Origin of the sequence: Sphingomonas sp. CCH9-F2, from assembly GCF_001556735.1 — a bacterium.
Lineage (GTDB): Bacteria > Pseudomonadota > Alphaproteobacteria > Sphingomonadales > Sphingomonadaceae > Sphingomonas > Sphingomonas ginsenosidimutans.
Map to the genome: position 1 here is coordinate 21,334 of NZ_LSJO01000605.1, position 10,680 is coordinate 32,013.

The following is a 10,680-nucleotide window of genomic DNA, read 5'->3' on the forward strand; positions in this document are numbered from 1 at the left end:
CGGCATGTCACCGACATGCCGGAAGGAGCACCGCCCGTGGATATCCATCTCGCCATCGCCAGCGTCCAGGCCGACGCTGCCCGCATCGCGCGCTACACCGATCGACGCGACCGTTTCCTCGATGCGCTGGACTGGTCCGCGCTCGACGAACAGACCGCGCGCGAGGCCGCGATGCTCGACGATCTGCTCGCCGGCGATCTCGCCGACGCCGCGCTCTACATCCTCTGGCTGGAAGAACGCCTCGCCAGCGGCGAAACCGATGTTCCAGGCGTTCTTCGCTTCTACCCGCACCCGCGCCCCTGGCACGGCGAGTGGATCTCGCTGCACTGACCCTGAAAGGATCGCCATGAGCCGCCACCAGTTTCCCGGTATCGAACCCGGCACCAGCGTCAGCATCGGGTGGGACCGCCCGCTTGGCACCTTCTTCGTCCAGGTGCTGCGCCCGCACCCGCATCTCACGGGTGAGGACGAAACCGTCGCATGGCATGGCGCGCACCCCGGCGAGCTGACCACAGCGGCCGCCGCGGTCACCATCGCCTCACGCTGGGCCGATCTTCCCGCCGATCTCGCGATCACGCTCGAGACCGACCGGCTGATGACCCTCGGCCAGTCCGATGGCGAGGCGCAGATCGCCATCAAGCGCCGCTTCTTCGGCGACTGAGTACCCGACAAGAAAGGGGAGGGGGATGGGGCGCGTCGATCAATGACGATCGACGGAGAGCCCCATGCCATATTTTATCGATCTCGGTGCCGGTCCCGCCGAGGAGGATTGCGCGCAACTCGGCCAGTCGCCCAACTTCGACAGCCTCAACCGCCTCGAAATCGCGGTCTACAAGTCCGCGCTGATCGCACGCTACGGCCCGCCGCCCCCGGGATGCCGCCTCGCCGGCCTGTCCAACCGACACGATTTCGGTCGCTATGTCGAACTCGTCCTCCATATCGAGAACGAGCTCGACGAGGCCGTCGCCGACTATGCGACACGCGTCGAGGAGGGACTCGCCACCTGGCGCGAGGCGGGCTTCACCGCGCCGGTCGAGTATAACGGCGAGACGCCCACCATCGTCCATGCCGATCCGGCCGATGCCGTCATCAGCGCGCTGCTGATTACCCGGCCCGGGCCGAACGGTCTTTTCCCGATCCCGGATTTCGCGGTCCTGCACGGCAATCTCACGCAGGCTTACCCCGCCGAGGCCGCGGCCGCCAACGCGCGTCTCGCCGAGGCCGCGGACGCCTGAGCGCGACCGCACAGAGCGATTTCCCATCATTTCGGAGCATTCCCATGGCGAACACCTACACCAAGGCCGCGTTCACGCTGACCATGAGCCACGCCGACGCGGCGTTGCTAACCATTGCCGAACAGGCAGTCGATATCCTCGACACCAACGGCGACGATGCCGACCTCGCCCACGAATATGACGCGCTCGATCCCGCGTTTCACGCCGTGTTCCCGGCGAAGGGGCCGATGAAGTTCGAAAGCTTCCTCGAGATATTCGACGATTGGCATTTCCCTTATCTCGACTGCGCGATCGACATCGACTGGAAAGGCGAAGACGGGAACGCGCGCGTATTCTTCAGCGGCGATCAATTCGGCGTCGAACAGGTCGCCCAGCTCATCTTCCGCGCTTGCAAGTCCGCGCTCCCCTGCGGGTTCGCATGGATCTCCGACTGCGACCGGCTGCGCCCCGGCGAGTTCGGAAGCGGCTGCGTCATCATTACCGACGCGGGGCTGACGTTCCACAGCACCCAGGACATCCTCGATCGCGCCGCGCGCAGCGCCGCAGCCGATCCCGACACCCATGGTCACGAGGGTCGCTTCGGTTTCGTGCTCGCCTCGCGCGACCAGGACGGCCACGCCGTCTTCTGGAACAACGACGACGGCTTCGGGGCACTCGCCAGCGCGACCGTGTTCTCGAAAGCCGAGGCCCGCGCACACGATCCGGTCATCGCCAACGACGAACCCGAGTGGCTGGCGCTGCCAGCGCCGCTCGCGGCCTGAACGGCCATGTTCATCGACATCGGACGCGGCCTGGTCGCCGGCCTTCCGGCCCTCGCCCTGCCGCCCGCCATCCTCGACGCGGTCGAACGCGGCGCATGGATCGTCTTCAACCTCTCGGGCGGCAAGGACAGCTCGGCCGCGATGTTCGCGGTCAACCTGATCCTCGATGCGCTCGGCCATCCGCGCGAGCGGCGTATCGCCATTCACGCCGACCTCGGCCGTGCCGAATGGGACGAAACGCCCGCGACGGTCGAGGATCTCGCGGCCCACGCCGGCGTCCCGCTGACGATCGTCCGGCGCAACGCCGGCGACCTGTTCGACCGCTGGGCCACGCGCTTTGCCAACGGCAAGGCGCGCTACGAGGCACTCGAAACCTATAATCTGATCGGTCCCTGGTCATCCTCGGCGCTGCGCTTCTGCACCTCAGAGATGAAGGCCCATGTCATCGGGCCGCACCTCGCCAGACTGCTGCGCGGCCAGACTATCATCAACGTGCTGGGACTGCGCCGCGACGAGAGCATCGCTCGGTCACGCACACCCGAATGGAAAGCAGACGCGCGCTACGCCGCTGCCGGCAATCCGCACGGCACCGCGATGATGCTGTGGAACCCGATCGCGCACTGGACGACACCACAGGTCTTCGCCGCGCACGATACGCTCGGCATCCCGCTGCACGTCGCCTACACCTGTTACCAGTCGTCACGACTGTCGTGCCGCTTTTGCGTCCTTCAATCGCTCGGCGACGCCCAGGCATCGGCTTCGGCACCGGCGAACCGTCCCGCGCTGCTCCACCTGGTCGGCCTCGAGGCGACCTCAACCTTCTCGTTCCAGCCCGCACGCTGGCTCGCCGACGTCGCACCGCGTCACATACCGGGTAATTTGAGGAACCGGATTTCCCTCGCCAAGGCCGATGCCGCCGAGCGGCGACGGCTCGAAGCCGCGATGCCGCCCGACCTGCGCTACGTCAAAGGCTGGCCGCCGCGCATTCCCACCATCGAGGAGGCCGGCATCATCGCCGCGTCCCGCGCACCGATCCTCTCGCGGCACGGTCTCGCCGATCTCTATCCCAATGCCGGCGCGGTGCGAGACCGCTTTTCCGACCTGATCGCGCTGAAGCGTGCCGCCTGATCCAGAGCAAGGAGCTTTCATCATGCCCGATATCACCGATCTCCCCGTCATGACGCGCGCCGACGCGATCGCCGCGGGCTTCGCCGGCTACAACGACGTGCCGCACAAACCAATCGACGTGCCCGACGGCGCGTTCACGATCACGGCGAAGACCAGCGAGGGTCGCCGCGTCACCTTCTGCTTTCTCGAATCCACTTATGGTGGCCCGCCCCGCTTCATCGACATCCAGTTCCACGACCGCGGCACCACGATCCCCAACGCCGATAACGGGGTATCACCCACCTTCAACGCGTTCGCGATCACGCGTGGCGGCAAGTTCGTCGCCGACAGTCGACCGCTCGACGAAGAGATCAAGCCCTCGATCCTCGTGCTGATGCTCGACAAGGCCGGGGAAGAACCCGCGCGATCCGCGACCAACCCGGCGCCGATGTCGGACATTGACCTCGCTGCGCTGCTGACACGCGCGGCCGAAGTCGTGGCTGCGCCCGACAGCCGGATCGCGTCGCATCGCAACACGCTTGCCGGCCAGCTCATCGCCGAGGCCGCGATCAGGCGGGCGCGCCCGTCATGACCACCCCCTCGCGCAGCGACGGGATGCACGTCGCCCATACCGCAACGGGCTGGGTCGTGTTCGACAACAGCTTGTCACACCCCTCTCGCCTCTCGGGCGCCTATCCGTCGCGCGCCGCGGCGACCGCCCGCAAGCGGGCGCTCGCGCGTGCGCTGCGCCACCAGCGTCCCGACGAAGCACCGGACGTCTGAGGAAGGGGAAGGGGGACCGGCTGTTATGAACCGGGAGGATCATCCGACCCGGTGACAACCGGAGCTGACCCCATGCGCAGCATCCTCGCCTTCTACGAAATCGACCGTGCCTGGGGCGGCCCCGAGGAAGGGGGATGGTGTGCGCCGTTGTGGCGCGAGAAAGGAGTGCGTCTGATGACGTGATGCTTGTTGGCAATGGCATCTGCCCACCGAGCTTACCGGTGCCCTCGGGCTGAAACTTCGAAAGGAGAACGGGACCATAGCATGCTCGGAAAAGGCCCAAAGTGAATAGTCGCATTGAAGCAACGGGTCAGGGCAAGACGGTTATGGTGAACGCTACACTGCGTGAAGCCCAATCTCTCGCGGCCTAAACCCTTGGCGGCGAGGAAAGCGACTGAAACCCCGCACCGACGCGTCGGGTCCACTCTACCAGCTCGGACCCGAGAAGCGGCCAAGTCCGTACCATCGACTTGACCGGCCAACCTTGTCGGCGTGACCTCCTTCGGAGGACTAGAGATGAAAAGGCCACCTAAGACCGTTAGCTTATCTCCTTTCACGCGTAACTACGGGACCGCCTGTAGCTGGTCGAGTTATCGACCTGTATGGCGGCGGAGCCGCAATATTACCCGAACACCCGGCGTAATTGCCGGGACAGCCCTTGCCTCGGTGAGGGACGGTCGGCCGTATAAGTTCGGGGTGACCCGAGCGAAAGCGCAACCGAGCGGGGGAAGTGCGGCAGCTTCGATCCAGCATCGAACCAGGGCGGAGGTCTGCTGATGCAACCCTGTGCCGCCTTGAAAAGGCTGGAATCACTTGGAACGATTGCCTTGACCGGCAAACGTGTGAACGGTGTGTTCCGACTGCTGCTATCCCGCTCCTTGTGGGTGGAAGCTTTGGGCCGCATCCAACAGAACCGTGGGGCAGAGACCCCCGGCATCGACCGTGAGGCCGTAACCGATCTCGACGAAAGCCGGATCGATGCGGTGATCGCGCAACTCTCGGCGGGCACGTATCGCCCGCAGCCGGTCAGGCGCGTCCACATCCCCAAGACCAACGGTAAAACAAGACCGCTCGGCATCCCGACTGCAACCGACCGACTGGTGCAGGAAGTGGTCAGGATGATCCTGAACGAAGTCTATGAACCGATCTTCTCTGATCGGTCACACGGCTTTCGACGGGGGCGGTCGTGTCACACGGCGCTCGACCATGTCCGCAAGACATGGAAGGGCGTGAAGTGGCTGATCGAAGTCGATGTCGAAGGATACTTCGACAACATCTCTCACGAGAAATTGTTGAGCCTGCTTGAACGTCGCATTGATGATAGGCGGTTTACCGCTCTCATCAGTGCGATGCTGAAGGCAGGGTATCTGGAGCAGCAGCGTTTCCACGAAACCTATAGTGGCACGCCGCAAGGAGGCATCGTCTCGCCTCTGCTCGCGAACGTCTACCTGCACGAGCTTGACCATTATGTGGAAGGGCTCGTCGCTGGCTTCGACAAGGGTGCCCAACGTCGCAAATCGGCGGAATACAGGCACCTTCAGCGCCGTTCCGAGTACGCCCGGAAGCGCGTGGCTGCGCTGCGTGACAAAGGGCAGGTTGATGAAATCCAACCATGGCTGGACCGAATAAAGGAGACGCTCGCGGCGATGCGCAAGCTACCCGCGACGGACCCGTTCGATCCAGACTTTCGACGCCTTCGCTACGTCCGGTACGCCGACGACTTCCTTCTGGGGGTTATCGGCAGCCGGGCCGAGGCCGAAGAGATCAAGGCCGCCATCGAGGGCTTCCTCGCGAGCGAGCTTGAGCTCCGAACGTCCCCGTTGAAAAGCGGGATCCGCGAGGCTCGGAAGGGAGCAAGGTTCCTTGGCTACGACGTGCGCACTCGCACGGCGTCCGACCGGCTCGTCAAACAACGGGCACGGACGGGCATCGTCGCAGTCAAGCGGACGGTGACGGATCAAATTCAGTTGCTGGTCCCGCGCGACAAGGTGCAATCGTTCAGCCAGAGGCACGGTGTCAACGGCGGAGCAAAATCCGGCCACGGTGGCGGTGTAAAAGTAGGCCAGCGGTCGAGGCGTGATGACGACATGGAAAGGGCCCCGATCGGGGCCCTTTCCATGTCGTCGCGACCGTTTTCTCCCGGCTATGTCGGCGGGATCTCTCCGGTGTTGGGGTCGGCCGACACAGTGGCCTGGTTTTGCTCCGCCCTTCTGGCGGAGCGCCGGCCGGCGGACTGTTTGAGGCGGTAGCTGTCGCCATTCATGGTGAGGATGGAGACGTGGTGCGTGAGGCGGTCGAGCAGCGCGCCGGTGAGCCGCTCCGAGGCGAGCACTTGGGTCCAGTCCTCGAACGGCAGGTTCGACGTGATGATGGTCGAGCCGCGCTCGTATCGCTGCGACAGCACCTCGAAGAGCAGTTCTGCGCCGGTCGCCGACAGCGGCACATAGCCGAGCTCGTCGACAATGAGCAGCTTCACGGCCGCCAGTTCCCGCTGGAGTTTGAGCAGACGCCGCTCGTCGCGCGCCTCCATCAGCTGGTTGACCAGCGAGGCCGCGGTCGTGAAGGCGACGGTGAAACCCTTCTGGCAAGCCGCCAGGCCGAGCGCGAGGGCGACGTGCGTCTTGCCCGTGCCGCTGTTACCCAGCGCGATGACGTTCTCCCGGCGCAGGATATATTCCGAGCGGGCGAGTTCGAGCACCAGCATCTTGTTGAGGCTGGGGATGGCGGTGAAGTCGAAGGTGTCGAGACTCTTCACCGCCGGGAAGCGGGCGGCGCGGATCCGCCGCTCGACCGTGCGCCGCTCCCGGTCGATGAGCTCAAGCTCGATGAGACGCAGCAGGTAGCGCGGGTGGTCGATACCGTCGCGGGCGCATTCGCGCGCGACCTTCTCATATTCGCGCAGCACGGTCGGCAGCTTGAGCTGCTTGAGGTGGTGGGCGAGCAGCACCTGGGGTGTCCCGCCGGTCGTGCCGGTCGGCATCTTGTCGCTTGTCATGCCGCCAGCACTCCATAGTCCGCCGCCCGGGTCGTCTTCACGTCCGTCCGGGGCAGGTGCGGATAGGCGGCCAGATCGAGACGGGGCGGTCGCCGTTCGATACGCGCCAGCGCGATGAGCTTCACCGCGTCGAAGCCGATGGCGCCGAGCTGCACGGCCTGTGTCACCGCGTCGGTGACGACGGCGAGCGGCAGGGCTTCGAGCAGCCGCAGCACCTGGATGAACTCCCGCTTCCCCTTGTTGCCCATACGGGCTTCCAAAAGGTGGCGCAGATGCTGGAAGATCTCGGGCAGATCCCAGCCCTGCAAGGCGGCCGCCTGGTCGAGCGCGCCGGGCTTCTGCTCGATGAGCGCGAGATAGTGCAGCGGGTTGGCGACGAAGGCGCCCTCGCCATAGCTGCGCGGATGGCGGGCGATCTCCTCGCCGGCGATGCTGATGACGACCTCGTCGACGAACCCCTTCACCAGGACGTCGCGGAAGCCGTAGGCGGTCGGCACCGAATAGTCGTTGGTCCGGTAGCGCACCAGCGCGGTCGACGACACGCGCGCCGACCGCTTCTCGCACGGCTCCAGCGGCACCGCCGGCAAGGCCCGGAAGACCTGCCGGTCGGCGGCAAGCCGCTCGGCGATGGTGTCGGCATGGCGTCCGGCATGCCCGTTCTGTCGGGCCAGGCAGTCCTTCGCCAGGCGCTCGTTCAACTCGTCGAAGCTGGCCGCCACGGGAATGGGCACCATGAACATCGCGCGGGCGTGCTTTACCAGCGCCTCGACCTTCCCCTTGTCGTTGCCCTTGCCGGGCCGGCCAAACCGGTCGGCAAACAGGTAGTGGCTGACCAGCTCGGTGAAGGCCCGCGTGCGCTCGCGCTTGCCGTCGCCGCAGATCCTCGCCACCGCAATCTTCAGATTGTCGTAGAGAATGGACAGCGGCACGCCGCCGAAGAAGGCGAAGGCCGAAACATGGCCGTCCAGGAACGCCTCGGTCGTCTCGCGCGGATAGGCCTTCACGAAACACGCATCGGAATGCGGTAGGTCCATGCAGAAATAATGAACCTTCTGCCGCACGCCGCCGATCTCGGCCCACGCCTCGCCGAAGTCGACCTGGGCATGGCCCGGCGGGTGCGCCAGCGGCACGAACGTCTCCCGGCTGCGGGCCCGACTTAGCCGCACATAGTCCTTCACCACCGTGTAGCCGCCGCCATAGCCATGCTCGTCGCGCAGCCGCTCGAAGATCCGTTTGGCGGTGTGCTGCTGCCTGGCCGGCGACAGGCGGTCCTCGCGCAGCATGGCGTCGATGACCGGCAACAGCGGCCCCAGCTTCGGCTTCTCCGGCGGCTTCGCGCGCCGGTAGCCTGGTGGCAGCGAGAACGCGCACATCTTCGCCACCGTGTCCCGGCTCAGACCGAACACCTTCGCCGCTTCCCGGCGACTATGACCTTCCACGAACACGAAACGCCGAACGGCCGCGTAGCTCTCCAAGGCAAACATCCTCGCCGCCCCAAATGGAGCAGCTTACCACTGGCAGGATTTCTCTCCGCCGCACCGGCACCTATGCCGGCGCTCCCGTGGCCGGGTTTGTCACCGCCCTACACAGCACGGCTATGGTCAGTTCGACTTGGGACGGGCTGTGCACCGTCCGGGCCTGCTTCACATGGATGATGCGGAGATCGTCAAGGTCTACAACGCCGAACTTCGCGGCTTTGCAAATTACTATGCCTTGGCCGTGGATGTGAAAGGCGCACTCAACAAGCTCGAGTTTCTCTGGCGCGGTAGTCTGTTCAAGACGCTCGCGCACAAGCATCGGACAAGCCTAATGGCTTCGCTCCGGCGCCTCAGGGTTGGCCCGGGCAGGTACGTAGTGCGTATCGGCGTTGGGAGGGATGAGAGGAGGATCGCGGTTTGGCGACTGGCGGAACTCGATCGTAGGCCGGTGTTCTGGCCGTCGGTCGACAACACGCCTCGCACGGAAGCTCTTCGGTTAAGCAGGACCAACCTGACTGACCGAGTGCTCGCCCAAGCATGCTCCGCATGTGGCGGCACCGATGGACCGTTCCATCTTCACCACAGCAACCCCGTGCGTCGCATGAGGGATGGGCCGGTGTTCCGGAGGCTTCACGCCGAACGGGCCCGGAAGACGAGGCCGCTTTGCGCGCCCTGTCATCAACTCCTTCATGCAGGGAAGCTGCCGGACTTTCGTTCTACAGTGCCCGGAGCGGAGAGCCGGATGCAGTGAAAGTTGCACGTCCGGTTCGGAGGGGGGCAGTGGGGTGTTCTCTCGTAGACGCCACCCTGCCTACCCTACGGTACGACACCGGCACCTTCGTCCGCGTGATCGCCCTCCATTACCACGACGAGGCCGCGGTCGCGGCGATGCGCCGCGCCAACCGGCTGCTCGAGCGCCTGCAGCGGCATCGCCCGCCGGTGGATTCGGCTGCCTACACCGGCGGACGCTTCCGCGCCTTCAGCTTCTCCGGCCTCCCGCCCACGCGGTTTCCCGCACGTCGCCCGGAATATTCCTGACCCAGCAGAAAGGGACCAGCCCATGTATCGCGTCCATTATTTCGACACCAGCGAAGCCGCGCATGACGCCTGTCTCGATGACGGTCCCTGCATCGAGGAAGGCGACGTTCTCGCCATCCTGTCGGAGGGCGTCATCGGTCTCGCCTCGACCGATCCGATCGCCGTCACCCTCGACCCCGGCGCACTGCGCATCGTCCGCCCGATGGCGATGGACGTGCTGCTAGCAGAACTCGTCCACGGCGCCTCCCAGATCCGCCGCGCGGTCGCGACCGCCCTCCTGCACCATTTGCCCGTGCAGCCCCATTTCCTCGCCTTCGTCGCGCCGGCGCTGCCCTATCCCTATCCGCAGACCGTCGTCGCGCTCTCGTTCGACGATATCATGCTGACGATCGATGCGATCCACCACCGTATCACGGCGCTCGAACGCCGGTTGGGGACACTCGAATCCGACAGCGCGCACGCCTTCTTCCTGCAACGCTCGATCGATCATCTGTCGGCCGCCCGGAAGCGCCTCATGCGACATCCGCGACCGCCTCGCTGAACGGCACGGCATCGCCTCGCGACGATGCCGGCACCGGCTGCGCCGGAAGGAGAGAGGGACCGGATCGGCATCCTGGACATGGGGTCCGGGCATTTTGCCGAAAGGTCACGATCATGTGCATCGATCCCAACGCCGAGCCCGTCGCCTTCGCGCTCGACACCAAACTCTGCCACCTCCTGCCCACGCTGACCGAGCCGCACCGCGAAGCCATCGCCCAGGATCTCGCGCGCACCGCCATCTTCATGGCGACCGCAATGGCGGCCGACATGGCGCAGGACGCGGTGAACGGCCTCGTGCCGATCCCGAAGATGCCGACGCTCGGCAAGCCGCCCGCACCCGCGCTGGTCCCACAGGCGCAAACGCCGCGCGATACCGTGCTGCTGACCCCCGCGGTCGCGCCCGTCGTCACGATCAAGGCCAAAACGACCGACGTCACCGTCGCCGGCTTCGACCAGCGTCAAGGCTACACGTTCGGGATCGACAACAAGTCCGACCGGCTGATCGACATCCGCCACGCCGGCAAATGCTGGTGCATCGATCCGAGCGACGAGGCGACCGACGTCGTCAGCCGCGCGATCGGCGCGCTCGCCGCGGCGCACGCCGATATCGGCACCGCGCTCACCGACCAGCTCGCCCACTGAGCACCGACATCGTCCGCCTGCCGCACGATCCACCGTCCGCGTGAAGACGCGGTCGGTGAGGGGCGCTCATCGCGCCCTGCCCGGCCGAAGGGCCGGGGAGG

At 65.7% G+C, this 10,680-nt stretch carries 14 protein-coding genes; 12 read left to right on the forward strand and 2 right to left on the reverse strand.

Translation table 11 applies throughout. The features are described 5' to 3' along the window. Window positions 1-36 precede the first annotated feature (36 nt). The 8 genes from AX685_RS16900 to AX685_RS16935 all read left to right on the forward strand — a co-directional run bounded on the left by AX685_RS16900 (window position 37) and on the right by AX685_RS16935 (window position 6,135). Window positions 37-330 (forward strand): hypothetical protein, encoded by a 294-nt coding sequence (locus tag AX685_RS16900; RefSeq protein WP_010409087.1) that lies wholly within the window; start codon window positions 37-39, stop codon window positions 328-330. A gap of 16 nt (window positions 331-346) precedes the next feature. Then, the gene (locus AX685_RS16905; RefSeq protein ID WP_010409090.1) at window positions 347-661 is read left to right on the forward strand and encodes a hypothetical protein; all 315 of its coding nucleotides are present in this window, start codon (window positions 347-349) and stop codon (window positions 659-661) included. 64 nt (window positions 662-725) lie between these two features. Then, window positions 726-1,235: a hypothetical protein gene (locus AX685_RS16910; protein WP_010409093.1), complete on the forward strand. Its 510-nt coding sequence runs from the start codon at window positions 726-728 to the stop codon at window positions 1,233-1,235. A gap of 44 nt (window positions 1,236-1,279) precedes the next feature. Continuing rightward, window positions 1,280-1,996, forward strand: a complete 717-nt coding sequence (locus tag AX685_RS16915; protein WP_062126508.1) for a hypothetical protein — start codon at window positions 1,280-1,282, stop codon at window positions 1,994-1,996. 6 nt (window positions 1,997-2,002) lie between these two features. Further along, window positions 2,003-3,124 carry a phosphoadenosine phosphosulfate reductase domain-containing protein gene (locus tag AX685_RS16920; protein WP_010409098.1) on the forward strand — a complete coding sequence of 374 codons (1,122 nt, stop codon included), beginning with the start codon at window positions 2,003-2,005 and terminating at the stop codon, window positions 3,122-3,124. A 22-nt stretch (window positions 3,125-3,146) separates the two neighbouring features. After that, the gene (locus AX685_RS16925; protein ID WP_035386550.1) at window positions 3,147-3,695 is read left to right on the forward strand and encodes a hypothetical protein; all 549 of its coding nucleotides are present in this window, start codon (window positions 3,147-3,149) and stop codon (window positions 3,693-3,695) included. Next, window positions 3,692-3,886: a hypothetical protein gene (locus AX685_RS16930; protein WP_010409103.1), complete on the forward strand. Its 195-nt coding sequence runs from the start codon at window positions 3,692-3,694 to the stop codon at window positions 3,884-3,886. Before AX685_RS16925 ends, AX685_RS16930 begins: the two co-directional genes overlap by 4 nt. Window positions 3,887-4,662: 776 nt before the next feature. Next, window positions 4,663-6,135: a reverse transcriptase domain-containing protein gene (locus AX685_RS16935; RefSeq protein ID WP_082741041.1), complete on the forward strand. Its 1,473-nt coding sequence runs from the start codon at window positions 4,663-4,665 to the stop codon at window positions 6,133-6,135. On the opposite strand, the gene istB is transcribed toward AX685_RS16935, so the two are convergent. Beyond that, window positions 6,030-6,881: an IS21-like element helper ATPase IstB gene (istB, locus tag AX685_RS16940; protein ID WP_371859768.1), complete on the reverse strand. Its 852-nt coding sequence runs from the start codon at window positions 6,879-6,881 to the stop codon at window positions 6,030-6,032. The genes AX685_RS16935 and istB overlap by 106 nt on opposite strands. Further along, window positions 6,878-8,365 (reverse strand): IS21 family transposase, encoded by a 1,488-nt coding sequence (gene istA, locus AX685_RS16945; RefSeq protein ID WP_066278423.1) that lies wholly within the window; start codon window positions 8,363-8,365, stop codon window positions 6,878-6,880. The genes istB and istA overlap by 4 nt, the downstream gene beginning before the upstream one ends. Window positions 8,366-8,528: 163 nt before the next feature. Here istA and AX685_RS23570 point away from each other — a divergent pair, with 163 nt between their 5' ends. From AX685_RS23570 to AX685_RS16965, 4 genes are all read left to right on the forward strand, one after another. Then, entirely contained in the window at window positions 8,529-9,110 is a 582-nt protein-coding gene (locus AX685_RS23570; protein WP_082741042.1) for a group II intron reverse transcriptase/maturase, read from the forward strand. Window positions 9,111-9,139: 29 nt separating this feature from the next. Beyond that, a complete protein-coding gene (locus AX685_RS16955; RefSeq protein ID WP_062126511.1) occupies window positions 9,140-9,397 on the forward strand; it encodes a hypothetical protein in 258 nt (85 codons plus the stop codon). A 22-nt stretch (window positions 9,398-9,419) separates the two neighbouring features. Further along, window positions 9,420-9,938 (forward strand): hypothetical protein, encoded by a 519-nt coding sequence (locus AX685_RS16960; protein WP_010409110.1) that lies wholly within the window; start codon window positions 9,420-9,422, stop codon window positions 9,936-9,938. Between the two features lie 113 nt (window positions 9,939-10,051). Continuing rightward, the gene (locus AX685_RS16965) at window positions 10,052-10,579 is read left to right on the forward strand and encodes a hypothetical protein (protein WP_033967159.1); all 528 of its coding nucleotides are present in this window, start codon (window positions 10,052-10,054) and stop codon (window positions 10,577-10,579) included. Window positions 10,580-10,680: the final 101 nt, after the last annotated feature.

Coding starts and splice junctions, on each gene's coding strand:
- AX685_RS16905 (WP_010409090.1), top strand. CDS start 347: ATGAGCCGCCACCAGTTTCCCGGTATCGAACCCGGCACCAGCGTCAGC.
- AX685_RS16910 (WP_010409093.1), top strand. CDS start 726: ATGCCATATTTTATCGATCTCGGTGCCGGTCCCGCCGAGGAGGATTGC.
- AX685_RS16915 (WP_062126508.1), top strand. CDS start 1,280: ATGGCGAACACCTACACCAAGGCCGCGTTCACGCTGACCATGAGCCAC.
- AX685_RS16920 (WP_010409098.1), top strand. CDS start 2,003: ATGTTCATCGACATCGGACGCGGCCTGGTCGCCGGCCTTCCGGCCCTC.
- AX685_RS16925 (WP_035386550.1), top strand. CDS start 3,147: ATGCCCGATATCACCGATCTCCCCGTCATGACGCGCGCCGACGCGATC.
- AX685_RS16930 (WP_010409103.1), top strand. CDS start 3,692: ATGACCACCCCCTCGCGCAGCGACGGGATGCACGTCGCCCATACCGCA.
- AX685_RS16935 (WP_082741041.1), top strand. CDS start 4,663: ATGCAACCCTGTGCCGCCTTGAAAAGGCTGGAATCACTTGGAACGATT.
- istB (WP_371859768.1), bottom strand. CDS start 6,881: ATGACAAGCGACAAGATGCCGACCGGCACGACCGGCGGGACACCCCAG.
- istA (WP_066278423.1), bottom strand. CDS start 8,365: ATGTTTGCCTTGGAGAGCTACGCGGCCGTTCGGCGTTTCGTGTTCGTG.
- AX685_RS23570 (WP_082741042.1), top strand. CDS start 8,529: ATGGATGATGCGGAGATCGTCAAGGTCTACAACGCCGAACTTCGCGGC.
- AX685_RS16960 (WP_010409110.1), top strand. CDS start 9,420: ATGTATCGCGTCCATTATTTCGACACCAGCGAAGCCGCGCATGACGCC.
- AX685_RS16965 (WP_033967159.1), top strand. CDS start 10,052: ATGTGCATCGATCCCAACGCCGAGCCCGTCGCCTTCGCGCTCGACACC.